25 protein-coding genes and 4 pseudogenes are annotated in these 25732 nt (G+C 64.2%); 9 read left to right on the plus strand and 20 right to left on the minus strand.

What is annotated here, in order from left to right; all coding sequences use genetic code 11:
• Positions 1–124: 124 nt before the first annotated feature.
• From AC1D2E_RS09915 to AC1D2E_RS09940, 6 genes and pseudogenes are all read right to left on the minus strand, one after another.
• Positions 125–1150 carry a YeiH family protein gene (locus tag AC1D2E_RS09915; protein ID WP_478197245.1) on the minus strand — a complete coding sequence of 342 codons (1026 nt, stop codon included), beginning with the start codon at positions 1148–1150 and terminating at the stop codon, positions 125–127.
• Between the two features lie 7 nt (positions 1151–1157).
• Complete coding sequence (locus AC1D2E_RS09920; protein ID WP_478197246.1) at positions 1158–2384, minus strand: porin; 1227 nt, start codon at positions 2382–2384, stop codon at positions 1158–1160.
• Between the two features lie 77 nt (positions 2385–2461).
• On the minus strand, positions 2462–2620 hold the full coding sequence (locus tag AC1D2E_RS09925; protein WP_478197247.1) for a 3-keto-5-aminohexanoate cleavage protein: 159 nt from the start codon (positions 2618–2620) through the stop codon (positions 2462–2464).
• 1 nt (position 2621) lies between these two features.
• Positions 2622–2792, minus strand: a pseudogene (locus AC1D2E_RS09930) (3-keto-5-aminohexanoate cleavage protein); the annotation flags it as partial.
• Between the two features lie 166 nt (positions 2793–2958).
• A complete protein-coding gene (locus AC1D2E_RS09935; protein ID WP_478174455.1) occupies positions 2959–4005 on the minus strand; it encodes an AraC family transcriptional regulator in 1047 nt (348 codons plus the stop codon).
• A 131-nt stretch (positions 4006–4136) separates the two neighbouring features.
• A complete protein-coding gene (locus AC1D2E_RS09940; protein WP_478197248.1) occupies positions 4137–5108 on the minus strand; it encodes a quinone oxidoreductase family protein in 972 nt (323 codons plus the stop codon).
• A 38-nt stretch (positions 5109–5146) separates the two neighbouring features.
• On the opposite strand from AC1D2E_RS09940, the gene AC1D2E_RS09945 reads away from it, so the two are divergent.
• The 5 genes from AC1D2E_RS09945 (at position 5147) to AC1D2E_RS09965 (ending at position 10889) form a co-directional block, all read left to right on the plus strand.
• The gene (locus AC1D2E_RS09945) at positions 5147–6268 is read left to right on the plus strand and encodes a tripartite tricarboxylate transporter substrate binding protein (RefSeq protein ID WP_478197249.1); all 1122 of its coding nucleotides are present in this window, start codon (positions 5147–5149) and stop codon (positions 6266–6268) included.
• Between the two features lie 32 nt (positions 6269–6300).
• Positions 6301–7143: a TauD/TfdA dioxygenase family protein gene (locus tag AC1D2E_RS09950; protein ID WP_478197250.1), complete on the plus strand. Its 843-nt coding sequence runs from the start codon at positions 6301–6303 to the stop codon at positions 7141–7143.
• A 67-nt stretch (positions 7144–7210) separates the two neighbouring features.
• The gene (locus AC1D2E_RS09955) at positions 7211–8284 is read left to right on the plus strand and encodes a beta-keto acid cleavage family enzyme (protein WP_478197251.1); all 1074 of its coding nucleotides are present in this window, start codon (positions 7211–7213) and stop codon (positions 8282–8284) included.
• Positions 8285–8324: 40 nt separating this feature from the next.
• Entirely contained in the window at positions 8325–9383 is a 1059-nt protein-coding gene (locus AC1D2E_RS09960; RefSeq protein ID WP_478197252.1) for a beta-keto acid cleavage family enzyme, read from the plus strand.
• A gap of 1185 nt (positions 9384–10568) precedes the next feature.
• Positions 10569–10889: a hypothetical protein gene (locus AC1D2E_RS09965; RefSeq protein WP_478197267.1), complete on the plus strand. Its 321-nt coding sequence runs from the start codon at positions 10569–10571 to the stop codon at positions 10887–10889.
• Here the strand turns inward: AC1D2E_RS09965 and AC1D2E_RS09970 are convergent.
• The 11 genes and pseudogenes from AC1D2E_RS09970 to AC1D2E_RS10020 all read right to left on the minus strand — a co-directional run bounded on the left by AC1D2E_RS09970 (position 10803) and on the right by AC1D2E_RS10020 (position 18863).
• Positions 10803–11123 carry a Rieske (2Fe-2S) protein gene (locus tag AC1D2E_RS09970; RefSeq protein WP_478197253.1) on the minus strand — a complete coding sequence of 107 codons (321 nt, stop codon included), beginning with the start codon at positions 11121–11123 and terminating at the stop codon, positions 10803–10805. The two genes, AC1D2E_RS09965 and AC1D2E_RS09970, sit on opposite strands and share 87 nt — an antisense overlap.
• A gap of 1 nt (position 11124) precedes the next feature.
• Complete coding sequence (locus AC1D2E_RS09975) at positions 11125–11493, minus strand: SUF system Fe-S cluster assembly protein (protein ID WP_478197254.1); 369 nt, start codon at positions 11491–11493, stop codon at positions 11125–11127.
• Between the two features lie 4 nt (positions 11494–11497).
• On the minus strand, positions 11498–11947 hold the full coding sequence (gene sufU, locus AC1D2E_RS09980) for a Fe-S cluster assembly sulfur transfer protein SufU (RefSeq protein WP_478197255.1): 450 nt from the start codon (positions 11945–11947) through the stop codon (positions 11498–11500).
• Complete coding sequence (locus tag AC1D2E_RS09985; protein ID WP_478197256.1) at positions 11931–13214, minus strand: SufS family cysteine desulfurase; 1284 nt, start codon at positions 13212–13214, stop codon at positions 11931–11933. Before AC1D2E_RS09985 ends, sufU begins: the two co-directional genes overlap by 17 nt.
• Complete coding sequence (gene sufD / locus AC1D2E_RS09990) at positions 13211–14521, minus strand: Fe-S cluster assembly protein SufD (protein WP_478197257.1); 1311 nt, start codon at positions 14519–14521, stop codon at positions 13211–13213. Before sufD ends, AC1D2E_RS09985 begins: the two co-directional genes overlap by 4 nt.
• Positions 14521–15294: a Fe-S cluster assembly ATPase SufC gene (gene sufC / locus AC1D2E_RS09995; RefSeq protein ID WP_478197258.1), complete on the minus strand. Its 774-nt coding sequence runs from the start codon at positions 15292–15294 to the stop codon at positions 14521–14523. Before sufC ends, sufD begins: the two co-directional genes overlap by 1 nt.
• The gene (gene sufB, locus AC1D2E_RS10000; RefSeq protein ID WP_478197268.1) at positions 15294–16742 is read right to left on the minus strand and encodes a Fe-S cluster assembly protein SufB; all 1449 of its coding nucleotides are present in this window, start codon (positions 16740–16742) and stop codon (positions 15294–15296) included. Before sufB ends, sufC begins: the two co-directional genes overlap by 1 nt.
• Positions 16743–16753: 11 nt before the next feature.
• Complete coding sequence (locus tag AC1D2E_RS10005; protein WP_478197269.1) at positions 16754–17194, minus strand: SUF system Fe-S cluster assembly regulator; 441 nt, start codon at positions 17192–17194, stop codon at positions 16754–16756.
• 124 nt (positions 17195–17318) lie between these two features.
• Positions 17319–17531 (minus strand): annotated as a pseudogene (locus tag AC1D2E_RS10010) (hypothetical protein); the annotation flags it as partial.
• Between the two features lie 178 nt (positions 17532–17709).
• A pseudogene (locus AC1D2E_RS10015) lies at positions 17710–18015 on the minus strand (ATP-grasp domain-containing protein); the annotation flags it as partial.
• Positions 18016–18218: 203 nt separating this feature from the next.
• Positions 18219–18863 (minus strand): VIT1/CCC1 transporter family protein, encoded by a 645-nt coding sequence (locus AC1D2E_RS10020; RefSeq protein ID WP_478197270.1) that lies wholly within the window; start codon positions 18861–18863, stop codon positions 18219–18221.
• Positions 18864–19024: 161 nt separating this feature from the next.
• On the opposite strand from AC1D2E_RS10020, the gene AC1D2E_RS10025 reads away from it, so the two are divergent.
• From AC1D2E_RS10025 to AC1D2E_RS10040, 4 genes are all read left to right on the plus strand, one after another.
• On the plus strand, positions 19025–19708 hold the full coding sequence (locus AC1D2E_RS10025) for an SOS response-associated peptidase (protein WP_478197259.1): 684 nt from the start codon (positions 19025–19027) through the stop codon (positions 19706–19708).
• Positions 19709–19731: 23 nt separating this feature from the next.
• A complete protein-coding gene (locus AC1D2E_RS10030; RefSeq protein ID WP_478197260.1) occupies positions 19732–20082 on the plus strand; it encodes a hypothetical protein in 351 nt (116 codons plus the stop codon).
• A 1428-nt stretch (positions 20083–21510) separates the two neighbouring features.
• Complete coding sequence (locus AC1D2E_RS10035) at positions 21511–21888, plus strand: protein-L-isoaspartate O-methyltransferase family protein (protein ID WP_478197271.1); 378 nt, start codon at positions 21511–21513, stop codon at positions 21886–21888.
• 48 nt (positions 21889–21936) lie between these two features.
• Complete coding sequence (locus AC1D2E_RS10040; RefSeq protein WP_478197261.1) at positions 21937–24030, plus strand: thioredoxin domain-containing protein; 2094 nt, start codon at positions 21937–21939, stop codon at positions 24028–24030.
• Between the two features lie 316 nt (positions 24031–24346).
• Here AC1D2E_RS10040 and AC1D2E_RS10045 read toward each other — a convergent pair whose 3' ends face one another.
• The 3 genes and pseudogenes from AC1D2E_RS10045 to AC1D2E_RS10055 form a co-directional block, all read right to left on the minus strand.
• A complete protein-coding gene (locus AC1D2E_RS10045) occupies positions 24347–24715 on the minus strand; it encodes a hypothetical protein (RefSeq protein WP_478197262.1) in 369 nt (122 codons plus the stop codon).
• A gap of 151 nt (positions 24716–24866) precedes the next feature.
• Positions 24867–25397: pseudogene (locus AC1D2E_RS10050) on the minus strand (class I SAM-dependent methyltransferase); the annotation flags it as partial.
• A 154-nt stretch (positions 25398–25551) separates the two neighbouring features.
• The coding region (locus AC1D2E_RS10055) for an integrase core domain-containing protein (RefSeq protein WP_478197263.1) at positions 25552–25732 on the minus strand (181 nt) is incomplete at its 5' end.

Here is a 25732-nt window from a genome sequence, read left to right on the forward strand (position 1 = left end):
GTCCATGGCGCCGTGCACCTTCTGCAACGCGAGACTCGAAACAGGCGTTCGGAGTCACGCATGCTTGACCTTGAGGTGTGAGACACGAACCGCCCCAGCGATATTGGGCCGACGCCTGAATTGCTCACCCGAGTGCTGCGCCGCCCCAGTGCAGCCAAGCTGCCACGAACACAGCGAGGAATATTGTCTCGCCGACCATCAGAGCGATTGGCATCCATCCCACCGTTGCAAGCTCTTTCAACTGGGTCTTCATGCCGATCGCGGCGATTGCGGCGACGAGGCACCATTGCGAAAGGTCCACGCCAGTTTGTGTGACAGCCTTGGGCACCCAGCCCGTGCTGTTGATCGCGACCAGTACCGCGAAGGCGATCGCGAACAATGGCAATAGCGGCGGACGCTTGCCTTCGACGGCGCTGCCTTGATGGGCTCGCGTCAGGAAGCCCGCGAACGCGATCACCGGCAGGAGCATTGCAACGCGCAGGAGCTTCACGAAGGTGGCGGCATCGCCCGTGGCGACGGACATGCCATAGCCGGCACCTACGACTTGGGCCACGTCATGAATCGTGCCTCCGAGGAAAATCCCCGCCTGTACCGGATCGAGGCCCAGCGCACGCACGATCATCGGATAGAGGACCATCGCCAGCGTCGACAGCGCGCTGACGCTGATCACGGTGAAGAGCGTGGCACGCTCCCGCATGGCATGGTTTGGCATGGCCGCCGAAAGCGCCATGGCCGCCGAGGCGCCGCAAATCGCGACGGCGCCTCCCGTGAGCAAGCCGAAAAAGCTTCGATACCCCATCAGTTTGGCTATCCCGATGCCCAGGCCGATGGTGAGCGCTACCGATGCGACCACCATCAACACYGGATGCCACCCCATCGCGGCGATCTGGCCAGTGGTGATGCGCAATCCCAGCAGCGCCACACCCATGCGCAGCACCTGGCGTGCTGTCCACTCGATGCCGGCGGCGCAGGGGCCGTCGGCGGACAGGAAGTTCATTGCCATGCCGAGGAGCAGCGCGAAGAGCATGACAGGCGCGCCATAGTGCTGCGACAGAAACGTGGCCGCTGCGGCCRCGACGACACTGGCGAGGACGCCGGGGAACAGCTGACGTCCGAGCGTGGGCCAACCGGCCAAGGTCAATGCGGTCATTGGACGATCAGAAGACGTGTCGGATGCCGACGTCATAGCCAGTCGACGACTGTGGCGTCGGCACTGAGCCGTTGATCGCCTTCGTGAAGTAGGCGGGCCCGCCAACTGTCAGGTCGGCACCATTCTTGTTGTCGATCCGTGCAGCCGTCGCGTAGAGAGCCGTACGCTTCGACAGGTTGTACACGTAGCCGAGGGCGAACTTCTCGGACTTTGGGTCCGGAGACAGGCCAGGAGCGATCTGATTGGCGGCAGTGACGTTGTTGTACTTCACCTGGGTATAGACGGCACGAATCAGCCCGGGTCCGACCGGTACGGTCAAGCCGACCAGCGCGCCGTTGGCTCCCGGGCTGGTGAAGCCAAAAGCGTTCGCGACCGGCGGGATGCCGGAGAAGTCTGTCTTTAGCTTGTTGTTCGAGTACTCGCCGAACAGCTTGATGACGCCGAAGTCGTACGTGGAGGCAACGTTCCAGATCTGGAGGTTGCTCGTCGTGCCCAGGAAGAATTGGTCTCCAATCGTGCTTCGACCTGCCGCCACTGCAACATCCAGGGGGCCCTTCGTGTAGCCGAAGCGACCGCCGACGTAGCGCCCGGATCGCTGGCTGTTCGGTGCGTTCGGTGTCAACACGCCCGGGTCGTACTTGATCGCTTCGTTGAAGGCGTACATCACCTGGCCGTAGAAGCCGCCCAGGTTCGGCGGCAGGAAGTAGCCCACCGAGTTGGAAGCGCGAATGTAGTTGGGGTTCGCCTGGAACCCGTTTGCTGCCTGGCCTGGTGTGTTGAAGCCACTCGCGGTAGCAATCAGGTTGATGCCCACGCCGTTGGAGGTGAACGGATCGGCCACGGCGTCGTTCCAGAACGTGGGCGTGTAGTCCCTACCGAGGCGGAGTTCACCCATGAACCCTGACAGGCTGACCGTCGAACGACGGTTGAAAGCAAGACCCCCTCCAGACGCGAAGCCGGCGCCGGTGTCGTTGAGTATCCCGGCTTCGAGCCAAAAGTTGGCAGCCGCACCGCCACCGAGATCCTCCGTGCCGCGGACGCCCAGGCGACTGCTGGCGTAGCCTCCACTGTTCTGTACTGTGCTGCTGGTTGTGACGGCGATGCCGAGCGGCGTCTCGGCCTTGTTCGAATAGCCGCTGACCGTCGCGTCCATGACACCGAACATCGTGATAGAGGACTGAGCCGCAGCGCCACCGGCGGTGAGGACAGTCAAGGCGATCAGGGGTTTTCTCATGGGGTCTCTTCGCTATTGAAAAATGATGCGGGGGCGAGCGTCCGACCGCGGATTGAGCCTGTGTGAATCGGCCGAAGTCAGACGCACGGGCGGCTGGCGCCCCGAACTACATGGCGGTCTTGCCGCCATTGACCGCGTTGCACTTGCTGGGCGTTGCTCCTCGCGAGCCGCCCCGGCCCGTCCCACAGCGAGTCCTCGAGCCCGACGCGAACGTTCCCTTCCAACGAAGCCGCCATGGATAGCCGCGCCCGCCTCCGCGGCCGCAATCGCCTCGCGGGCGATTTCGTCCGCCGTGATCGGCAGATAGGGCGACATGGTCGGCGTGCGGATCGCTCCGGTCACCGCACACGTCACGATGACCTTGCTTTGGGGGCTGCCATGGCAGGTTTCTCCGTTCGATGTCTTGATTCAAGTGGAATGAATCAGGCGATGGGGAGGGCCTGATTTCCTTGATCCAGTATCTGGCGCCGCAACCCTTGTCGCTTGTCCTTTTGGGACACGAACTTGCCGATCTGAGACAGCCCTTGCGATCGAGCGCAGCCAAGAACGCAGCAGGCCGAGAATTGCCGACCGATCAGGGCGTCCCGTGCTCTTCCGCCGCCGCCGCCGCCATGTCCGCCGCTTGCTTGATCCATTGCGAGGCGCTGCAGCCGAATTGACTCTGGAACCAATGACTGAAGCTGCTGGCGTTGGAGAAGCCCAGCAGCTCTGCCACCTCGCTCAGCGGCAGGTCGCTCTCGCGCAGATGGCGCTTGACCAGGTCCGAGCGCACCTGGTCGAGCAAGCTACTGAAGGTGAGGCCCTCCGCAAAGAGCCGGCGGTGCAGCGTGCGACGATCGACGCGCAGGTGCCGAGCAACCTCCCTCGCGCTGCAGGCGCCACCAGGCAGCAGTGCGAGGATGAGCTCGCGACAGCTGTCATGCACGCTTTCACTGCGATCCCTGAGGGCCGCTTCCAGGTACTTGCGCGCGAAGCCCGCCGCCACCTGGTCTCCCGGCTCGCGCGGCTTGGACAGGTCGATCGCCAGGCAGACCAGGCCGTTGAATTCCTGGTTGAACTTGACGCGCCGTCCGAAGAAGGCGCGGTGGCTGGAGACGTCCATGGGTGGGCGATGCGTGAAGCAGACTTCCAGCGGTCGCCAATGCGGRCCGATCAAATCACTCAGCATGCGAAACATGGTGCCCACGGCGAGTTCCACCGACTGTCGCATCGGAAGCCCGGGGCTTGGCAGCAAGTCTTCCCGGATGACCACCACGCTGCCGGTGTCTTCGACATGGACGCTCAGCGAGGCATTGACCAGCTTCAGGTAGCGGCACAGCGTGTCGAGGGCGTCCCTCGGCGTGGCCTCCTCCCTCAGCACGAGGCTGATGGGCCCGAGGGCGGAGAGCTTGCGTTGCGCCGCAAGACGCAGCGCCAGATCTTCGGTCTGCGTGGCACGCGCGGTGATCTCCAGCAATTCGCGCACGGCATCTCTCGGGATCAGCGTCTCGGGATCTTCGAGGAACGTCGGCTGCAGCCCCACGGTTCGCATGAAGGCATAGGGGTCCCGACCGAGCGACTTCACCAACTCGACGTAACCGCTCAAGCTGGCGCTGCGCATGAGTCGTGCAATGTGTCTCATGGGAGGTGCTTGAGCGCCATTATGGTACCGACCTCGCCCCGGAAAAGGCGGATCCGCGCCTGGCCCGGCCGGTCCCTGGCGACGATCGCAGAGCTCGACGCCGCGGCGGGCGGATCGCGATCGCACGTCGCTCAGGGAACGAGGACGGTGGAGCCGATCGTCTTGCGTCCTTCGAGCGCGCGGTGCGCTTCTGCTGCATCGGCCAGGGCGAAGCTTTGCTTCGGCTCGCTGACGATGTGCCCGGCGAGCACATGGTCGAACAGCTCCCGCGCCATGTCGAGCATGTGCGCACGCGGCTCGATGTAATGCCTCATCGCCGGCCGGGTGAGCCAGATGGAACCCTTGGTTGCCAGCAGCCTGGTGTCGAGGATCACCGGGCCCGACGAAGTGCCGTTGCTCACCAGCGTTCCGCGAGGCTGCAGGCAGTCGAGCGAAGCTTCCAGCGTGTCCTTGCCTACCGAGTCGTAGACGACGGGAACGCCCTTTCCTTCGGTGATCTCCTTCACACGCTCGGCGATGTTCTCGCGCGATGTCACGATGGTGTGCGCGCAGCCGCTGGCCTTCGCGATGGCGGCCTTTTCGTCGGTGCTGACGGTACCGATCATGGTCACGCCCATGGCACGCGCCCACTGGCAGGCGATCAGACCGACGCCGCCCGCCGCCGCGTGGTACAGGATGGTCTCGCCTCCCTTCAGCGGGTAGACCTGGCGAAACAGATATTGCGCGGTCATGCCCTTCATGATGAGCGACGCGGCGGTGCGATCCGTGATGCCGTCGGGCAGGGGAATGAGCACCTCGGCGGGCATCACGCGCGCTTGCGCGTAGGCGCCCGGCGGACCGACCAGGTAGCCCACCCTGTCGCCCACGCGGATGTCCGTCACGCCGGGCCCGACGGCCTCGACCACGCCCACCGCATCGGTACCCAGGCCGTTGGGCAGCGCCAGCGGATAGACGCCGCTGCGAAAGTAGATGTCGGCGAAATTGACTGCAATGAAGCTGTGGCGCACGCGGGCCTGGCCCGCGCCGGGTTCGCCGACTTCGACGTTCTCGAGTCTGAGGACGTCTGCGCCCCCGGTTTCATGAAGGCGGATGGCCTTGGTCATGGTTCGTGTCCTTGTAAATGCATGTGGAGATGCGATTCTTGAGGGACGGCTCCCGGACTGGAAGCGCGACGTCGGCAATGCCCCAATTCGACAACTTCATGTCCCAGAAAAGCAAGTGCCGGCTGCCGGTGCGCCAGATACTGGACCCGCTGACAGATCGGTCGGAAACGAACAGGAAATGGAGACTAGAAATGAAACTGCATCAGTTTGCTCGCCCCGCGATGGCGTTGATCACATGTTCGCTGGCGCTCAACGTCTGGGCATCCGGCGACAAGCCCCTGAGGGTCATCGTTCCCGCACCGGCGGGCGGAACGATGGACACCGCCGCCCGCGTGGTCGGGCAACAGATTTCCGTGGACATCGGCCGTCCGGTGATCGTCGAGAACCGCCCCGGTGCAACGGGCTCGATCGGGCTCAACGCCATGCTGCAGGCGGCCCCGGATGGCAACACGATCCTGCTGGGGGCGAACAATCTTCTGGTGGAAGCGCCGCAGGTGATGAAGGTACCGTACGACCCGCTGAAGGACATCGTCACCATCGCCAGGGTGGCGTCGTCGAGCTACGTGCTCGTGTCCGGTGCAAGCTACCCGGCCAAGGACTTCCAGGGCCTCCTCGCGCAGTTGAAAACGCGCAAGGGCAAATCCAGCTTCGCCAGCTACGGCATGGGAACGGTGTCGCAATACTCGGGACTGATCCTCAGCAGCCAGGCTGAACTGGACATGCAGCACGTCGGCTACGCCGGATCGCCGCCCGCGCTTCAGGACCTGATCGGCGGCCAGGTCGACATCATGTTCGATGGCGTAGTGACCTCGTTGCCCCTGATCAAGAGCGGCATGCTGCGCCCCTATGCGGTCTCCGGGAAAAGCCGGTCCAGGTACTTCCCAGACGTGCCGACCATGACCGAACTCGGCTACCGGGACATCCAGTTCCAGGGGCAGGTCTGCTTCTACGGCTCCAGCAAGCTACCGGCCGACGTCCTGGCGAAGCTCCAGGCAATCATCAAGAAGGCAGCCGATGCGCCCGCGGTGCAACAGAAGCTGATCGACGTGGGCGTGGAGCCCGATGTGAGCATCGATTCGGCTGCGCTGCTGGCCGAGAACAAGTTGCTGTCCCAGYGCAACGCCGCCATCGTCAAGAAGTTCAACATCCAGGCGAATTGACCAAACCCTGCAATTCCTCCAGAGAGCAAAAAATGCAGATCAAGCAAATCACACCGGCCATTGGCGCCGAAGTCAGCGAAGTCCATCTCGGCGAAGCTGCGCGAAACCCCGAGCTCTTCGCACAGGTCAAAGCCGCGCTGCTCAAGCACAAGGTGCTTTTCTTTCGCAACCAGGACATCACGCGCGCCGACCACGTGGCCTTCGCGAGTTGCTTCGGCAAGCTGGAAGACCACCCCGTGGTCAACAGCGATCCCAAGTACCCGGGCCTGGGGCTCATCTATCGCAGCGACAGCAGGCACAGCTACGAGAACTCGTATCACTCCGACGGCCTGTGGCGCCAGAGCCCTTCCATGGGTGCCGTGCTGCGCTGCATCGAATGCCCGGAGATCGGCGGCGACACCATCTGGGTCAACATGGTTCAGGCGTACGAGGAACTGCCGGAGGAGATCAAGCAAAAGATCCTGAAGCTGCGCGCCAAGGCCAGCATCGAGCCTTCTTTCGGCGCCGTCATGCCGGAGGAAGCGCGCAGGAAGCTGGACCGGGACAACCCGCCGGTCGAGCATCCCGTCGTGCGCACGCATCCCGAAACCGGCGAGAAGATCCTGTATGTAGGCGGCTTCACCACGCATTTCGTCAACTACAACACGCCGGAGAACATCCGCCACGGCATCGACAAGTTGCCGGGCGCATCGCTGCTGCTGAACTACCTGACAAGCCGCGCCACCATTCCCGAGTACCAGGTGCGCTGGTCCTGGCAGCCCGGGGACGTGGCCGTCTGGGACAACCGCAGCACGCAGCACTACGCAGTCAACGACTACTGGCCCGCACCTCGCAAGATGGAGCGCGCCGGCATCGTGGGCGACGTGCCGTACTGAGTACCTGAAGTCTTTTCATCCCGTTCGACATTCCCGACATCACATTTCAACTCGGAGACCCATCCTCATGAACTTCCTCGACGGCCACCTGTACCCTGAGAACCAGCAGCCCCTGATCATCACGGCCGCGCCCTATGCGCCGGGCTGGATCCCCTCGGACTTTCCGGAAGACATCCCTGTCACGATGGAGGATCAGATCCAGAAGGCGGTGGATTGCTACGAAGCCGGCGCCACCGTGCTGCACCTGCACGTGCGCGAACTCGATGGCAAGGGCAGCAAGCGCCTGTCGAAGTTCAACGAGTTGATCGCCGGGGTGCGCGCCCGCGTGCCGGAGATGATCATCCAGGTGGGCGGCTCCATCAGCTTCGCGCCCGAATCGGACGGCGCAGCCGCCAAGTGGCTGAGCGACGACACCCGCCACATGCTCGCCGAGCTCGATCCGAAGCCCGATCAGGTGACGGTGACCGTCAACACATCGCAGATGAACGTGACGGAGCATGCGGGCCTGGACGACTTCAAGGGCGTGTCGCGGGGATTCCCGCACCTCTATGCAACCTACAAGGACATGGTCGTGCCCGCCAATCCCAGCTGGGTCGAGGAACACATCCGCCGCCTGACAGCGGCCGGAATTCAGAGCGAATTCCAGTGCTACAACATCAACAGCTTTGAAACGATCGAGCGGATGATCCGCCGTGGCATCTACAAGGGGCCACTGGTGATGAACTGGGTGGCCATCAGCGGCGGCATGGATCAGGCGAACATCTACAACCTGGCCAACATCCTGCGTGCCGTGCCMGACGGCGCGGTGGTCACGGTGGAAAGTTCGGTGCTGAATGTGCTTCCCGTGAACATGATCGGCATTGCCTTGGGCCTGCACGTGCGATGCGGTATCGAGGACGTGCTCTGGAATCAAACCCGCACGGGAAAGATGAGCTCCGTCGAGCAGATCAAGCAGTTGGTGCGCATCGCTGGCGAATTCGGCCGCCCCATCGCGACAGCGAAACAGGCACGAGAGATCATGAAGATCGGGGTTTTCTACGACACGGCGGAAGAGACGCTTCAGGCCAATGGCTTCGCGCCCAATCGCAACGGGGGCAACCAGGGGTTCCTGCGCAAGCCGGACAGCGAACTGGTGGCTTGATCCCTTCCGATGCCCGCATTGCAACCCGAGACAAGACGACATGAACTTCCTAGACGGTCACCTGTTTCCCGAAAACCAGCAGCCCCTGATCATCACGGCCGCTCCTTATGCGCCGGGCTGGCTTCCGTCGGACTTCCCGGAAGAAATCCCGGTCACGATGGAGGATCAGATCCAGAAGGCGGTGGACTGCTACAACGCCGGCGCAACGGTGCTGCACCTGCACGTTCGCGAACTCGATGGCAAGGGCAGCAAGCGCCTGTCCAAGTTCAACGAGCTCATCGCCGGCGTGCGTGCGCGCGTGCCCGAGATGATCATCCAGGTGGGCGGCTCAATCAGCTTCGCGCCGGAGTCCGAAGGCGCGGCCGCCAAGTGGCTGTCCGACGACACGCGCCACATGCTGGCCGAACTCGATCCGAAACCGGACCAGGTGACGGTGACCGTCAACACCTCGCAGATGAACGTTACGGAGCACGCCGAACTGGCAGACTTCAAAGGCACTTCGCGGGAAATCCCCGCCATCTTCGAGGCCTACAAGGAGATGACGGTGCCGGCCCAGCCCGGCTGGGTCGAGGAGCACATCCGCCGCCTTACGGCCGCCGGCATCCAGAGCGCCTTCCAGTGCTACAACATCAACAGCTTCGAGTCGGTCGAGCGACTGATGCGCCGCGGCGTCTATAAGGGCCCGCTGGTCATGAACTGGGTGGCGATCAGCGGTGGCATGGACGCACCGAACATTTACAACCTCGCCAACTTCGTGCGCGCCGTTCCCGATGGCGCGGTGCTCACCGTGGAAAGTTCGGTCCGCAACGTGCTGCCCGTGAACATGATGGGTATCGCCATGGGCCTGCACGTGCGCTGCGGTACCGAGGACGTGCTTTGGAACCAGACGCGCACGGCCAAGATCGGCACCGTGGCACAGATCGAGCAACTGGTGCAGATCTCGCGCCAGTTCGGTCGCCCCATCGCGACCGCCCAACAGGCGCGCGAAATCTCGAAGATCGGTGTCTTCTACGACACGGCGGAAGAATCGCTTCTGGCGAATGGCTTCGCACCCAATCGCAACGGCGCCAACCAGGGATTTCTGCGCAAGGCGGCCTGACTCCTCCTCGAGGGTGTGTCGCACGCCCTGCGTTTCGAAGTACTCGGCCTGTCTTGCCCGGTTCGGGATGCCCCGTCATCTTCATGATCCGCCGCGGCGGCGGCCTGCGTGCTCCGCTGCGAGGCGCTGCAGCCGAACTGGCTGCGGGACCAGTGGCTGAAACTGCTCGGCCCCGCGAAGCCCAGCAATCCCGCCACTTCTCCATGCGGCAGGTCGCTGTCGCGCGGATGGCGTTTGACCAGATCCGAGCGCACCTGCTCTAGCACGCTGCTGAACGTGCGGCCCTCGCAACTCGGCGGAGCCCCTGTGCCGCGACCGCGGTGTGGGGACGATCATTGTTGATCGGGCGCTGCCTCTCAGCTTGAACGTTGAACGACGGCATTCGCTTGCACGGCGGGCACTGATCGCAACATCTTGTCAGACAGCAATGGGCCCACTGCAGCCATACAGCACCCGCGATTGAGCGCCGCGAAGCGGTCGTTCAACAAACCCACAAGGATCTGACGACCCAGCTGTAGGTAGTCTTGGAAAGACCTGTCGAGTACTTCAACACACTGCAGAACTGACGTCCGTGTCCCGGAGCGCAGATGCTGGGGGGCCTCCTACGATCGCCGACACGATCACTGCCGGCCCGCAAGGCGGTGCGGTTTGCGACCTCGCGGTGCGCAGTGAAGAGGCGATACTCCCTGCCTTCAGCCCCATGTCATTGGCCTTCGTCGTGCCGATGCCAAAGCCATCGGCGTGAGCTTTCCAATGTGCCGAAACAGGCTCATGGCGTCGGCATAGTCGAGGGCGTTTGACCATTTGAAGGTCGTGTGCCGTCGAAGGGCGGCGCGCTGCCACCGTGCCTTTTTGCTATTTGGCCAGTCCCTTGATCATGTCGACGACTTCAGGATTGGCGAGCGTGGACGTCGCCAGGATCCTGGCCATTCGAAATCGCTGCGAGCACGCCGCGGATGATCTTTACTGGCTCACGTAGCGCTCCGGATCCTTCCAGATGGTCTTGAAGGATCCGGGCCACGGATTGCGGATACAGGTGCTGCCCGCCCCGCTCGGGAGCTCCTTTCCCTAGTCATCGTAGATCACCGAATGAATGCCTGGGGTTGTACTTCGCGGGCTCGTCGGGTCCGTTGCGCCGCAGCGCGCGAATAGCTGTCGGCGATGTGTGGAAGCTCCATCCGGATGATGAGCCCGGACCGGCCGGGCGTCGCCGCCGAGTTGACTCAGCAGCTTGCTGACGGGGGAATCAACCTCTGCGGGTTCTCGGCCTCCGTGATTGGCAGACAATTTGCGGTCTACGTGGCGGTGGACACTCACTGGACGACGCCAATAAGGCGATGGCAGTCTTGGCGAAGGCCTGAAAGGCGCTGTCGAGTGGTCTCCGGCAAGTCGAGGGACTGGTCGTCATCTCATCAACAGTCAGCCCCAGCGGTCGTCCTTCACCCTGACCACGCCGCCCTCGACGCGGACCGGGAATGTTGCCACCGGTTCATACGCGGGCGGTGAGCGCGCCGCGCCGGTAAGAATCGAAAAGTGCGCGCCGTGGCGCGGGCAAATGATCTCCTCGCCCGCCACTTCCCCGCCCGAGAGTGTCTCGGCCTCGTGGCTGCAGATGTCCTCGATGGCGTAGTAGCGGCCGTTCAGGTTGAACACGGCGATCGGCGTGCCTTCGATCTCCAGCGTGCGCGCGGTGCCGGGCGGAAAGTCCTCCACCCGGGCGACGGCGACCCATTCGGCCATGTCAGATCATCCCCAGATCCAAGCGTGCCGCTTCGCTCATCCGGTCGCGCGACCAGGGCGGATCCCAGACCAGTTCCACCCGTGCTTCGTTGACGCCCTGCACCGCCTCCACCGCGCGCTCCACGGTCGCGGGGAAGGTTTGCGCCACCGGACAGCCCGGGGCGGTCAAGGTCATCCGGACCTGCACCTTTCCCGCAGCCTCATCGACATCGAGCCTATAGACCAGGCCCAGATCGTAGATGTTGACCGGCAACTCCGGGTCGTACACCGTGCGCAGCGCGGCGATCACGCGGCCCTCAAGCCCTTCCGGCTCGTTCTCGCGCGTGGCCTCAAGTTGCTGTGCCTTGTGCAACCAGTCGACGATGCTCATTGCTTCACTCCGTGGACACCGGCCGGGTCTCGTCATGCAGCGCCGCGTGCAAGGTGTGCCAGGCCAGTGTGGCGCACTTCACCCGCACCGGAAATTCGTGCACGCCGGACAGCACCACCAGCTTGCCCAGCGGCACTGCGGAGTCCGCGCCATGGCCCGTGGTCAACAGCGCAAGGAATCCCTCGAACAGCGCCTGCGCCTTTTGCTCGGTCTTGCCCTTCAGCGCTTCCGTCATCAGCGAGGCCGAGGCGGTGGAGATGGCGCAGCCTGCCCCCTCGAAGCTCACGTCCTCGATCACTCCATCGACCAGCTTCAGGTACAGCGTCAGCTTGTCGCCGCACAAGGGATTGAAGCCCTCGGCGCTGCGGTTCGCACCCGCCAGGCGCCCGAAATTCCGGGGCGTGCGGTTATGGTCGAGGATGGCCTCCTGGTAGAGATCACGCGGATCGGGCATGGCCAAAGACCTCCTGCACCTTGCGTACGGCGCGGAACAGCGCGTCCACTTCGGCGCTCGTGTTGTAGAGCGCGAACGAGGCGCGCACCGTTGCCGGCACATGGAAGTGCTCCATCACCGGCATGGCGCAATGGTGTCCCGTGCGCACAGCCACGCCCTCCCCATCGAGAATCGTGCCGACATCGTGCGGATGCACGCCGTCGAGCACGAACGACAGGATGCTCGCCTTGTCCTTCGCGGTGCCGATGAGGCGCAGGCCGGAAACTGCGCGCGCCTGCTCGGTGGCGTAGGCGAGCAGTTGGTGCTCGTGCGCAGCGATGGCGTCGAGTCCGATTGCGCTCATGTAATCGATCGCCGTGCCAAGACCGATCACCCCGGCGATATGGGGAGTACCCGCCTCGAACTTGTAGGGCAGGTCGTTGAAGGTGGTCTTGGCGAAGGTCACCTCGCGAATCATGTCGCCGCCACCCTGGTACGGGGGCATCGCGTCCAGCAACGCCGCCTTGCCGTAGAGCACGCCGACGCCGGTTGGGCCATACAGTTTGTGGCCCGAGAAGGCGTAGAAATCGCAGTCGAGCGCCTGCACATCGATCTTGATGTGGGGCGCCGCCTGGGCGCCGTCGATGAGCACCGCAGCGCCTTTGGCGTGGGCAAGATCGACGATGCGCTTCACCGCATTGATGGTTCCCAGCGCGTTCGACAAATGAGTCACCGCGACGAACCGGGTGCGCGCACCGAGCAAGCGCTCCAACTCGCCCGGCACCAGCTCGCCGTCGTCGTCGATCGGCGCCACCCGCAGCACCGCGCCGCTGCGCTCGCACAGCAACTGCCATGGCACGATGTTCGAGTGGTGCTCCATCTCCGTGATGAGAATCTCGTCGCCCGGCTGCAAGCGCTGCCCCCAACTCGCCGCCACGAGGTTGATGGCCTCCGTGGTGCCGCGCACGAACACGATTTCCTCGCGCCGTGCCGCGTTGATGACGCGCCTCACGGTATCGCGCGCGGCCTCGTAGGCGTCGGTTGCCTGCTGGCTCAAGGCATGCACGCCACGGTGAATGTTGGCATTGAGCTCGGCGTAGTAGCGCGCCTCGGCATCGATCACGCACTGCGGCTTCTGGCTGGTGGAGGCGTTGTCGAGGTAGACGAGGGGCATACCGTGCACGCTGCGGTGCAGGATCGGGAAATCCTCGCGCAGCCGCGCCACGTCGAAGGCCAAGATCGGCGCCGCGCCGCGCAATGCGCCCAGTTCGCTCGCTGCGCTCTTCACAGCAGCTCCTTCACCTGCTCGGGCAGCCGGCCGCGCAGCAGTTGCTCCAGGCGCGAGCGCAAGGGCACGCAGCTCACCCGTGTCGCGACGTCCTCGGCAAAGGCGAAGGTCAGCAGCGCGCGCGCCGACGCGTCATCCATCCCGCGCGAACGCAAGTAGTAAATCTGCTCGGCGTCGAGCTGGCCGACGGTGGCGCCATGGCTGCACTTCACGTCGTCGGCATAGATCTCCAGTTGCGGCTTGGTATCGACCTCGGCGTTGTCCGACAGCAGCAGATTGCGGTTGGATTGCTGTGCGTCGGTGCGCTGCGCGTCGGGATGCACGATCACCTTGCCGTTGAACACCGCGCGCGAGGCGCCGTCTAGCACGCCCTTGTAGAACTCGCGGCTGGTGCCGCGCGGTCGCAGGTGGTCGATGCGGGTGTGATGGTCCATGTGCTGCCTGCCGTTCGCCATGTACAGGCCAATCAGCGTGGCTTCGCAGCCCGGTGCGTTGAGTCGCGTGCCGATGTCGTTGCGCGAGAGCCGCCCGCCCAGCGCAAAGGACTGCGACGTGAACCGGGTGTCGGGCCCCTGCTCGGCGCGAATGTCGGCGATGTGATGGCCGCGCAGGCTCTCCTGCTGCAGCTTGGTATGGATGATGGTCGCGCCCGCGTCGGCCTGGATGTGCGTGACCGCGTTGGTGAGGTACGTGGCATCATTGATGCCGACGTAGTGCTCGATGATCTCGGCCCGCGATCCCGCGCCGGCGCGGATGATGTTGCGCGAGTGAACGGCAAGATCGGCGTCCGTCGTGATGAACAGCAGATGGATCGGCTCATCGACCGCACATCCCGCGGCGAGATCGATGTGCGCCCCATCGGCCCAGAACGCAGCGTTGAGTGCCGTGAAGCCGTTGACGAGCGCTTCGGCATCGCGGGTGAACACGGCTTCGAACCGATCCGGGCGGTCCGCGAGCGCCGTTGCGAGGCTGCCGACTTCGGCGCCGCGCGGCAGGGAACCGGGGCGCGACAACCCTGGCGCATGACGTCCGTTGATGAACACCAGCAGGTGGCTTGTGGCCAGGGCCAGCTCATCGACCTGATCCGCGCCGACGCTGTCAAACGATTCGGGCACGAACTTGAAGGTGCGCTTCTCGAGGGTTGCCACGCTGGTGTACTTCCAATCTTCGTCTCGAAGAGTCGGAAAGCCCAGCTCGGCGAAGCGCTCGAACGCGACCGCGCGCGTGCGTTGCAGCCACGGCAGCCGTGCGCCCACGAGGCGAGGCTCTAGCTGCGCGAATTGCGCGCGGTAGAGATCTTTATTCATCATGGTCGTGCCGTTTCATTCAGCGCCTGAGCCTGCGCCTCGACCCAGCCATAGCCGCGGCTTTCCAGCTCCAATGCCAGCTCCGGAGCACCGGACCTGGCGATGCGCCCCTGCGCCAGGACGTGCACCTGATCCGGCACGATGTAGTTGAGCAACCGCTGGTAGTGCGTCACCAGGATGATTGCGCGCTGCGGGCTGCGCATGGCTTCAACACCATGGGCGACGACCTTGAGCGCATCGATGTCGAGGCCTGAGTCGGTCTCGTCGAGGATCGCGAGCTTCGGCTCCAGCACCGCCATCTGCAGAATCTCGTTGCGCTTCTTCTCGCCGCCCGAGAAGCCTTCGTTCACCGAGCGGTAAAGCAGGCCCTGATCCATGTCCATCAACTTCAACTTGCCTTTCACCAGGGCGAGGAAGTCGATCGCATCCAGTTCCTGCTCGCCGCGGTGCTTGCGGATCGCATTGAGCGCCGCCTTGAGCAGATAGATGTTCGCCACGCCGGGGATCTCCACCGGGTACTGGAAGGCGAGGAAGATCCCTTCCCGAGCGCGCGCCTCGGGCGGCATGTCGAGCAGGTTCTTCCCAGCGTAGAGCACCTCGCCGGCCGTCACGACGTAGTCCTCCCGCCCGGCCAGCACATGCGCCAGCGTGCTCTTGCCCGAACCGTTGGGCCCCATGATGGCGTGGACCTCGCCGGCATGCACCGTGAGGTCGATGCCACGGAGGATGGGTTTGCCGTCGACCGAAACGTGCAGATTCTTGATGGACAGCATCAACCTATGCTCCCTTCGAGACTTACGCCGAGCAGCTTCTGCGCTTCCACCGCGAACTCCATCGGCAGCTCCTTGAACACTTCCTTGCAGAAGCCGTTCACGATCATCGACACCGCGTCCTCCGCCGAGAGTCCGCGGCTCTGGCAGTAATAGAGCTGGTCTTCGCCGATGCGCGAGGTGGAGGCCTCGTGCTCGACCCGGGCGGTGGGGTTCTTCACCTCGATGTAGGGGAAGGTGTGAGCGGCGCACTTGTCGCCCAGCAGCAATGAGTCGCACTGCGTGTAATTGCGCGCGCCGACGGCGCTCTTCGCGACCTTCACCTGCCCCCGGTAGGCGTTGCGTCCATGGCCGGCCGAGATGCCCTTGGAGAGGATCGTGCTTCTGGTGTTCCTGCCGAGGTGGATCATCTTGGTGCCGGTATCCGCTTGCTGGTAGTGGTTGGTCAGCGCCACCGAATGGAACTCGCCCACGGCGTTGTCGCCCTGCAGGATGACGCTCGGATACTTCCAGGTGATCGCCGAGCCGGTTTCCACCTGGGTCCAGGAAATCTTCGAGTTCGCGCCGCGGCAGTCGCCGCGCTTGGTGACGAAGTTGTAGATGCCGCCCTTGCCGTCCTTGTCGCCCGGATACCAGTTCTGCACTGTCGCGTACTTGATCTGCGCGTCGTCGAGCGCAATCAACTCGACGACGGCGGCGTGCAACTGGTTCTCGTCCCGCATCGGCGCCGTGCAGCCTTCGAGGTAGCTCACGTACGCGCCGCGGTCGGCGATGATCAGGGTGCGCTCGAACTGGCCGGTGTTGCTGGCGTTGATGCGAAAGTACGTCGACAGCTCCATCGGGCAGCGCACGCCGGGCGGGATGTAGCAGAACGAGCCGTCGGTGAAGACCGCCGAGTTCAGCGTCGCGAAGAAGTTGTCGGTGTAGGGCACCACCGAGCCGAGGTATTGCCGGACCAGATCGGGGTGGTTCTGCACCGCCTCCGAGAACGAACAGAACACGATGCCGAGTTCGGCCAACTTCGCCTTGTAGGTCGTGGCCACAGAAACGCTGTCGAACACTGCATCCACCGCGACGCCCGCGAGCAGTTCTCGCTCCTGGAGCGGCACACCGAGCTTTTCATACATCCGCAGCAACTCGGGATCGACCTCGTCCAGGCTCTGCGGTCCGCTCTTCTGTGATTTCGGGGCGGAGTAGTAGGCGATGTTCTGGTAGTCGATGGGCGGATGCTCGACCGTCGCCCACTTCGGCTCGGTCATGGTCAGCCAATGGCTATAGGCGTTCAGCCGCCACGCCAGCATGAATTCCGGCTCGTTCTTCTTGGCGGAAATCACGCGGATGACGTCCTCGCTCAGCCCGCGCGGCACGGTGTCCGTGTCCACGGCGGTGAAGAAGCCGTGCTGGTAGTCGCGGCTGATCAGAGCATCGAGTTGGTGTGCCGGCGCAGTCATGTGGAGCTCCTTCACGCGAGCGCGCGCGGCCGCGGTGCACGCCGAGCGTCCAGATGGACGGGCTTGAACGTCGGTTGCGCCAGGTCCGCCAGCGTCATCTGGCCCAGGGCATCCAGAACCACGCGATTGATACGTTGCCAATTCGTGTGGATCGAGCACGACCCTTCCAGCGCACAGAGGCCGGCGATGGCACTGCATTCGGTCAGGCCGATCGGGCCTTCCAGGGCGTCGATGAGCTCGGCAATCGAGATCTCGCCGGCGGGCCGCGACAGCATGTACCCGCCCTTCACGCCACGCACTGATCGCAGCAGGTTGACCCGTGCCAGGATCTTCAGGACCTTGCTGGCTGTGGGCAAAGCCACGCCAATCGTCCCCGCCAGTTCGGTCGCGGCATGAATCCGATCCGGCTCGCGCGCGATATGGGCCATCGCCACGGTGCCGTAGTCGGTCAACTTGCTCAGTCTCAGCATTGGCATCACCCCAGTGAAAGATTAGTACCAATTTGGTACTGATTAGTTCCCGATGACGGGATTTGCTCGAGAGGACCGGCAGAGTGCGCATACCGAAGCTCAGACTGCGATGGGCGATTCGCAGCGCCGTTTCAGCATTCGCGGGGATCAAAGCCCGGGCGAAGATGAACCCAAGGTAGCTCGCCCCGTCGGGAGGCGGAGCGACGATCTGGCCGGGCTGCGCCGTAATGGTGACCCCCGTGACCCCGGGTACCGACTGCGCGGCGGCCAGGCCTTCGAGGCCATGGCAAATGCCGCGCTGCGGAATGGGGATCATCATGACCCCCGCGGCGGCGCCCTCGCCGGCAAGGGCGAGCGGTTCTGCCAGCGGTTTTCCCAACCAATGGGCGCAGGATCAGGTCCTCCAGGCTCATGCCCAGGGAACGGGTAAGCACCCGCCCGCACAAGCCCCCGAAGGAGCGGGCCGCGATCTCCAGCAGCCAGATGCCGTGCTCATTGACCCGCACTTCGGCGTGGACCGGCCCAGCTGCGAGCCCGGCCACGCGGCAGGCACGTGCCACCGCGTGATGGATGCGTTCCTGGAGCGCCCTCGGCAGCCGGGAGGGGGTGACGTAAAGGGATTCCTCGAAATACGGCCCGTCCAGGGGATCGGGCTTGTCGAACAGGGCAAGGGTCGTGAGCTCGCCCCGTTCCAGGGCGCCTTCCAGCGCGTACTCCCGTCCGGGAATAAAGGCCTCAATGATCAATCCCAGCTCCTGGGCGTCCCGGTCGGCCCGGGTCTGGATGGCCTGCACCCGGTTCACGGCTCGAAACAGCTCTTCGGGATCATCGGCGGATCACGCCGCGGCTCCCTGGGGCGCGACAATCATCTTGGCCGGTCGTGTTGCCTCAACGGGCAGGCTTGACAGAGGGCGCGCTCAAGCTGCAGAAGCTCGGGCTGATTCGCTGCTGCGCAAGCGGGCAAGAGTACGAACCGCTGCTGTCCCAGAAGCTTGCGTACCAGGCATCAAACGATCGCACCGAACAGTGCGCCCACACCCGCGGTGATCGCCATCGCGAGCGCTCCCCAGAATGTCACCCGCCAGGCGCCCATCAGAACGCCGGCGCCGCCAGCGCGCGCGGCGACGGCACCCAACAAGGCCAGGAAGAAGAGTGCCGTCCCTGATATCCATGGAATCACGCTCTGTGCGGGCGACAACGCCGTCACCGCCAGCGGCAGCGCCGCACCGACCGCGAAGCTGGCGGCCGACGCCAGCGCGGCCGTAACCGGCCGCGCGATCTGGGCTTCGAAGATGCCGAGCTCGTCGCACCCATGGGCACCGATGGCGTCGTGCGTCATAAGTTGCTCGGCCACCTGCTGCGCCAGGCCCGGCTCGAGCCCTCGGCCGACATAGATAGTCGAGAGCTCACGCCGCTCCGCGGCAGGATCCTTTTCGAGCTCGGCTAGCTCGCGCGACAGGTCGGCATTCTCAGTGTCCGCCTGCGAATGGACCGAGACATATTCACCAGCGGCCATCGACATGGCCCCGGCCACCAGCCCCGCGACGCCGGTCACCAGAATGTTGCCGTGGCTCGAACCGGCAGCCGCCGGCGGGTCGATCGCAAGCAGGGCCCCGACACAGGCGCCAGCACATTCCGTTCGGTAAGTCAGACCGGAGAATACCCATGATGCGGCGCCCCGACCCGTCGAACGACGCTAAACGCCCGCCAGTCGGTGGTTTGCTCGACGAGGTAGCTGCCGCGACGATCGCCTGCGAGCCATGGCGCCAGCAGGGGCTGCCGTCGAGTGGCTGAAGCCGATAGCATCTGAGGATGTGGAACCACTACCAGACCATTAAGGCGCGCGAACGTCTCCAGAGGAAGTTCGACGTCATCCTGCCGCCGAATTGGGTGGCACCGAACGGCGGCCACATCTACAAGCACAACCACGCTCCGTTCGTCATCAACCCGGCAGGCCCCGACAACGCCGGAGGCCTTGAGCGGGAGTGCCTCATTGGGGAGTTCGGGCTGCTGCCTGCGCGCTCGCGCAAGCGCGATATCAAGCGCGACACGTTGAAGGCCAGGTCGGAAACAGCGGCGGAGGAGCTCTCCTACGCAATCCCCTGGCGGCGCCAGCACTGCGTGATCCCGGCCGACTGTATCTACGAGCCCGACTGGCGAACGGGGAAGGCGATCGAGACCCGCATCGAGCGCGTTGACGGCGATCCGATGGGCCTGGCGGGCTTGTGGGACCGGTGGGTCGACGCCGGCACCGGTGAGGTCGTTTTCAGCTTCACGATGCTCACGATCGACGCGACCACGCACGCGCTGATGAAGAACTTTCACCGCGCCGGCAAGGACAAGCGCATGGTCGTGATCCTGCCGGAGGCGATGTACGACTCGTGGCTGGCGGCGCCCGCCGACGAATCGATGGCGTTCATGCAGCAGTACACCGCCGAGCTGCTGGTGGCCACGCCTGAGCCGCTGCAGCACGCGCCGCAGACCGGCCTGCTCTAGTCCACAGCAACGAGGAACGCACCATGATCGACGCGCCTGGGTTCATTTACGACGTGGCCAAGGACATCAAAGAACACTTCGCCTGGAAGGATGAAGACAAGCTCGTTGAGATCACATGGCCGCAGTCGTCGGGGTTCGAGAACGAGGCGAAGAAGGCCGGCTACGACATCGGATGGACCCGACCCGACAGGGTTGAGACCAAGAACCTGGAGGGCTACGACGTTATGTTCGAGTTGGATAAGGCTGCAGGCTGGTCCTTATGGGCAAGAGGGGGTGACACATGGACGTCAACGCCTGCGAGCCGCTGCTTAAACTTCAGGCAGTCTCGGGGAGATTTCCCAGGGAGATTGACGGGGAACACCGGGGGGTTTTAGAGGAGTCTCTGAGGGCGTTTTCACTGGAGAGCGTTGATTTCATTGACCAGATTCTTCCCGCTAGAACCCCCACTCTCCAATGACCATCGAAATGGCCGGCGTCCGCCGCCGTCTGATGGCGATGTGTCAGGACCGCGCCACGCAGGTTGCTCACGCGGCCCCGAAGGCGATCCGGCGATCCGTGCCGAGGTGAAGCAACAGTTGTCGGAAGGGGCAATGTGAACTTGGCAGGAGCGAGCGTTGTGCTCGGCATCGTGATGGTGGCGACGGTCAACGCCTGGGTCGCGGGTGGGATCGTGCTCGCCGCGGGAGCCTATTTGATCTGGCAGCGGTCTGGCTAGATCAGCATGCGCATCCATGCTTCAGCGTTGGAGGCAAACTTGGTCGAGCAGGTCCCGCGGATTCCCGCCGCGGCGACGGATGACTTCGACTTCGCTAGCGAAGCCGGCCTGCGCAAATCTGGCTTCAGGATCAACGCGGAGTGCGCTCCTGCAGCGTTCGCGACAAGCAGCAGTGTAGGCAGCGCAGGTCACCTTGCATGTTCATAGCGCACAAGACGGTTCTGACCCTGCCTCGTTTGCACGTACATCAAGTCATGCTGCCATGGTATTGCTCGTCCCTGACGACGGGGGCGAGGTGGACCCTATGTGCCGACGGCCAGGGCTGCACCCCTGACGCTGGCTCGACCAGGTCAAATTGGCGGATACGGCTGCGGCAACGAGCTGTACGGCTTGCGCGAAGCGCACTTCGTCGATTTGAGATCTTTCGACCATGGACCCCCTCCGGTGAAAGGGTTGGTGACATACCCGATAGGCGGGTAAGGTCGCCATCAGTAGCCAAGACGCGCACCGACACGACATGCTGATGAGTGACTGTACGCCTTCCCCGCGACGACGAGTGCACCACCGAGGGCATGGCCTTTCGATGCCTTGGATGTTGACGACCACTTCAGTCCGCCACATTGCGGACGGGCTCCGAGTGCGTGACCTAGCATTTCCGACAAGTGCGCCACGGCCTGAACCATGGGCCACACCGACTGCGAAATGGCGCGGAACTCCTTATGCAGGGGCCGATCAAACCATGGTGATGCAACGGTGGACTCAGTGGCTCATCCCGCCACGGGAGCTATGCTCCAAGGGGTTCGCCCCTTCCTCCCGCATCGCCCTGAAACCCGCCCTTGTGGCGGGTTTCTTCATAAGTCGCCAACATGTGAATCGAGGTCACGGAGTGGCTGCATTGCGGTCATCCAAGGCCTCAGATCGGCGTGTGTGCCTCGGACCTGAATCGGGTGGCATTCTGATGGATGCGTAATCCGCATCTAGTCAGAGGCACCCTGAACACCGCGCACATGCGCGACTTAACCCGAACGCCGCCAAACGGGCTCACACCCAGCGCCGTACGGTCGCTTTGTAGCGGAGATATTCGTCTCTGGGCTACCAATCGGCGATCCTGGCCCAGCTGGCACAGCGCGTCTACAGCATGGAGCTCATTGAACAGCTGGCTGTGCAGGCTCGGCACCGGTTGGCTCGACAAGGCCATGCCAACGTTGAAGTCAAGATCGGCAACGGCTGCGGCGGGTGGCCCGAACACGCACCGTTCGACAAAGTGATCGTCACAGCGGCTCCCGAGCTCATCCCGCCGTCGCTCATCTACCAGTTGAAGTCCGGGGGCAAGATGGTGATACCCGCCGGTCTGCCCGACGGAAAGCAACTCATCCTGCTCGAGAAGGACGCCAGCGGTTCGGTATCGACAAAGGAGATCTTCGCAGTGCTATTCTCGTTGCTCAAGGACACTGAGCCCGACTGAATCGCCGAATGGCAGTCATCACGCATTCAACGAGACGCCAGCAGCCCCATGGCCAATCGCCTCGCTCACGAGACCAGCCCCTATCTGCTACAGCACGCCGACAACCCGGTGGACTGGCACTCCTGGGGTGACGAGGCCATGTCTTTGGCCCGCAGCTCGGGGCGGCCGATCCTGCTGTCAGTGGGGTACTCGGCCTGCCACTGGTGCCATGTGATGGCCCATGAGTGCTTCGAGGATGCCGACACCGCCGCGCTGATGAACCGGCACTTCGTCAACATCAAGGTAGATCGCGAGGAGCGGCCGGACATCGACCAGATCTACCAGGCGGCGCATCAACTGATCACCCGCCGATCGGGCGGCTGGCCGCTGACCATGTTCCTCACGCCCGAGGGCAAGCCATTCTTCGGTGGCACCTACTTCCCCAAGCGCTCACGCTACAACAGGCCAGGGTTCGACGACGTGTTGGCGCGCGTCGCTGAGGTGTGGGCCGCGCAGCGCGTGCAGGTCATGGCGCAAGGCGAGGAGCTTGTTTGCGCCCTGGCCGACGCGCTGGCCGTGCGCCGCGCGGACGATGGCGTCCAGGTCGGTGCGGACGTTCGCACCGACACGCTGCAGAAAGCTGCGGCGCGGGCCGCAACTGGCCTGCGCGACGCCTTGATGCTTGCCTTCGACGAGGTCGACGGCGGCTTCGGTGGTGCGCCAAAATTCCCGCAGGCAGCCGTCCTCGACGCGCTGCTGAGGCACGCCGTGGCCGCGCCCGACGAAGCAACGCACGACGCCGTCCTGTTGACCTTGCGGCGCATGGCCGAAGGCGGGATTTACGACCACCTGGGCGGGGGATTCTGCCGCTACAGCACCGACGCTCGATGGATGATTCCGCACTTCGAGAAGATGCTGTATGACAACGGGCCGCTGCTGCGCCTGTGCGCGGCAGCCTGGCAGCTCACGCGCGATCCGCTGTGGCGCCAGGTGTGCGATGACACGGCCGCCTGGCTGATGCGCGAGATGCAAGGCAGCGAAGGCGGCTATTTCTCCAGCATCGATGCCGACTCCGAAGGCGAGGAGGGGCGCTTCTATATTTGGCAACGTGACGACGTAGCGCAGCAACTCGGCGCGGCCGAGTTCGCCGCGTTTGCCGCGCGCTACGGACTTGACGCGCCACCCAACTTCGAAGGCCGTGCATGGCACCTGCACGTGGCCCGGCCGCTGGCCGAGGTGGCCGCTCGGCTGGGGCGTGATGAAGCCGAGTGTGCGGCGCTGATCGCCGACGCCCGCGCACGATTGTTCGCGCTGCGCGAGGCGCGCGAGCGGCCTGGCTGCGACGACAAGGTGCTGACCAGCTGGAACGCATTGGCCATCGATGGCATGGCCTTCGCGGCACGGGTATTCGCCGAGCCACGCTGGGCCGCGTCAGCGCGTCGCGCCGCGGACTTTGTTCGCGCAGCGCTGTGGCGCAAGGGGCGCCTGTTGGCCACAAGCAAGGATGGCCGCTCGCACCTCAATGCTTATCTCGATGACCATGCCTTCATGCTCGGTGCGATGCTCGAACTCATGCAAAGTGACGTGCTGCGCATCGCCGATCTGCAATTTGCCTGTGCATTGGCCGATCTGTTGCTCGAGCAGTTCGAAGACCCGCATGATGGCGGCTTCTTCTTCACCAGCCATGACCATGAAGCGCTGATGCTGCGACCGAAGCCGGGTCACGACGGCGCCACAGCGTCGGGCAACGGCACAGCCGCTCTGCATTTGCAGCGCCTGGGCCACCTGATCGGCGAGCCGCGCTATGTGCGGGCCGCGCAACGCGCGATGGCGCTGTTTGCCGGCGAGGTTCGGCGCACGCCACACGGCTGCCCGACGCTCGTGACCGCGATGGCCGAAGCTCTCTCGCCGCCGACGCTGGTCATGCTCACCGGACCGTCGCCTACGCTCGCGCCATGGCGCGCGGCGCTGGCCGGCCGCTACCTGCCTGGCGTGTTGGTGCTGCGACTGCCTGCCGATACCCGCGGCCTGCCCGACGTGCTGGCCAAGCCGGCGAGTGTCCATCCCCAGGCCTGGGTCTGCCGCGAGTCGAAGTGCCTGCCGCCGATCACCGGTATCGATCTGCTGCTTGCCACCCTGTCACGTCATGACGCTGACTCCTGAGCGCCCACGGAAAAAGTCTTCGACGTTTCCGCCCCCCGAGGGGGTCAAGGAACTCGGGAGCGGCCCTCGACGCGCTCGACCGGCTGCGTAGCACCAACGAAACCTTGCGCGGCGCAAAGCCAGCCGACCTACCGATGGAGGAGCCAACCAAGTTCGATCTGATCCTGAACCTCAAGACCCTGCGCGCGATCGGCATCACGGTGCCGAAGAGTAGCCTGCTTCGCGCCACCGAGACGATCGAATGACCGGGCGCCCCTGGGAGTGGCCTGCCCAGCAGCGGCTGTTCACGAAGGACTGGTCCTGGCCGGGTGCTGCCCTACGCCACCCCGCCGGCGAGATGTTGCCCCGTCAGCGTCGTGAACACAGTATTGGGGTCCTCCTGCATGTGATAGCGAAAATGAAGTCTGGCAACACCGTCTGCGCCTTTGAGCAGCGAGAGGTTCGCAGCGTGGCCAGGGAGAAACCTCGGTTGAGACCATTGCTGCGCGACCACTGCTATCGGGTGGCGAGCGACTGCGGACCAAGTAGCTTTACCGCCGGCGATGGAGGCAAGGTAGCCGGAACGCATAATCTCATCGATGACTGAGTCGAGCGGCGCTTCGTCGGCGAACGACATCGTTCGCGCGTGCGGCGCATCCACATCGTCGCCGGCACATACGCTATCGCGAGTGAGATGAATCTTCATGGCGGCTCAAAGAGGTCGTGACACAGGCTCGTTGGGGCATCTTGACACGCGGCCTTCGTCAATTGAGAGGCATGCGCCAACGTCCGCAGTTGGCCGACTGGAGCTGGCTGCGGTCTTCGCACCTTCGCTTGGAGGACTTCCGGGGAAGACGTCACTCTACGACGCACTCCAGTGAGAACAGTGGCAACTCGGCTTGCCGGCTCAGCCACACACCGCCGCCSRCCTCCTGAAARTGCCGAGACAGCCCGKCYCGGTACACCTCGGCGCTGTGGCGAAAGATGTGCGGGTCGGTCAGGTCYTCATCCACGATGTCGCGCGCGTAGTCCTCGCGCGTCACGGCCTCCACATACAGGGCGCCCTGACTCAGTAGGCTCAGGTTGCGCAGAGCGCGCTTGACATCCGGCGGGCTGAGATAGGGCAGCACKCCCTGGCAGATGACGAAGTCAAAGGGCTTCYTGACTTGGTAGTCCACCACCGAGCCGCGCTCCCAMCCGTAGCGCCCGCAMAGGTATTCGCTGAACTCSACTCCGTGRTARCTGGCCAAGGGGAATTGCCGCGCCACGATGTCGCGCCAGAGMCCGATGCCGCAACCCACGTCCAGCACTCGCCTTACGGGCACGCGCAGATATCGCAGGTAGGCGCAGACAAASGCGCCYAAYCGCTCGACATGTTGAGGGTCCACAGAAGTGGCCCCGCTTGTCTGAACAGCATTCCCCGATTCTTAAGTGGATTGCGGGCGGTTTGCCAACGGTGCAGAGTTGTCCACGGCGGCGGTCGGCGCTCGCGACGAACCGACCGACGCGGTGGGCAACTCGGGGCGCACCAGGGATTTCATCTTACGCGGCCAGCTTCAGGTGCGGCAGGGCGGCGAAGTACGCCTCATCCGGCGTAGAGCGAGCCAAGCTCGAATGAGCGCGATGCGCGTTGTACCAGGCCAAGTACTCGGCGATGTCGGCGCGCGCGGCGCTGACGCTGTCGTAGGCCTTCAGGTACACCCGCTCGTACTTCACGCTTCGC

The sequence above is a fragment of the Variovorax sp. P1_H2 genome (assembly GCF_056405295.1).

What these genes read in the sequence shown, in the direction of transcription:
- AC1D2E_RS09920 (WP_478197246.1), bottom strand. Translation starts at nt 2,384, where the DNA reads ATGAGAAAACCCCTGATCGCCTTGACTGTCCTCACCGCCGGTGGCGCT.
- AC1D2E_RS09925 (WP_478197247.1), bottom strand. Translation starts at nt 2,620, where the DNA reads ATGGCGGCTTCGTTGGAAGGGAACGTTCGCGTCGGGCTCGAGGACTCG.
- AC1D2E_RS09940 (WP_478197248.1), bottom strand. Translation starts at nt 5,108, where the DNA reads ATGACCAAGGCCATCCGCCTTCATGAAACCGGGGGCGCAGACGTCCTC.
- AC1D2E_RS09950 (WP_478197250.1), top strand. Translation starts at nt 6,301, where the DNA reads ATGCAGATCAAGCAAATCACACCGGCCATTGGCGCCGAAGTCAGCGAA.
- AC1D2E_RS09960 (WP_478197252.1), top strand. Translation starts at nt 8,325, where the DNA reads ATGAACTTCCTAGACGGTCACCTGTTTCCCGAAAACCAGCAGCCCCTG.
- AC1D2E_RS09965 (WP_478197267.1), top strand. Translation starts at nt 10,569, where the DNA reads ATGAGCCCGGACCGGCCGGGCGTCGCCGCCGAGTTGACTCAGCAGCTT.
- AC1D2E_RS09970 (WP_478197253.1), bottom strand. Translation starts at nt 11,123, where the DNA reads ATGGCCGAATGGGTCGCCGTCGCCCGGGTGGAGGACTTTCCGCCCGGC.
- AC1D2E_RS09975 (WP_478197254.1), bottom strand. Translation starts at nt 11,493, where the DNA reads ATGAGCATCGTCGACTGGTTGCACAAGGCACAGCAACTTGAGGCCACG.
- sufU (WP_478197255.1), bottom strand. Translation starts at nt 11,947, where the DNA reads ATGCCCGATCCGCGTGATCTCTACCAGGAGGCCATCCTCGACCATAAC.
- sufD (WP_478197257.1), bottom strand. Translation starts at nt 14,521, where the DNA reads ATGAATAAAGATCTCTACCGCGCGCAATTCGCGCAGCTAGAGCCTCGC.
- sufC (WP_478197258.1), bottom strand. Translation starts at nt 15,294, where the DNA reads ATGCTGTCCATCAAGAATCTGCACGTTTCGGTCGACGGCAAACCCATC.
- sufB (WP_478197268.1), bottom strand. Translation starts at nt 16,742, where the DNA reads ATGACTGCGCCGGCACACCAACTCGATGCTCTGATCAGCCGCGACTAC.
- AC1D2E_RS10025 (WP_478197259.1), top strand. Translation starts at nt 19,025, where the DNA reads ATGTGGAACCACTACCAGACCATTAAGGCGCGCGAACGTCTCCAGAGG.
- AC1D2E_RS10030 (WP_478197260.1), top strand. Translation starts at nt 19,732, where the DNA reads ATGATCGACGCGCCTGGGTTCATTTACGACGTGGCCAAGGACATCAAA.
- AC1D2E_RS10040 (WP_478197261.1), top strand. Translation starts at nt 21,937, where the DNA reads ATGGCCAATCGCCTCGCTCACGAGACCAGCCCCTATCTGCTACAGCAC.
- AC1D2E_RS10045 (WP_478197262.1), bottom strand. Translation starts at nt 24,715, where the DNA reads ATGAAGATTCATCTCACTCGCGATAGCGTATGTGCCGGCGACGATGTG.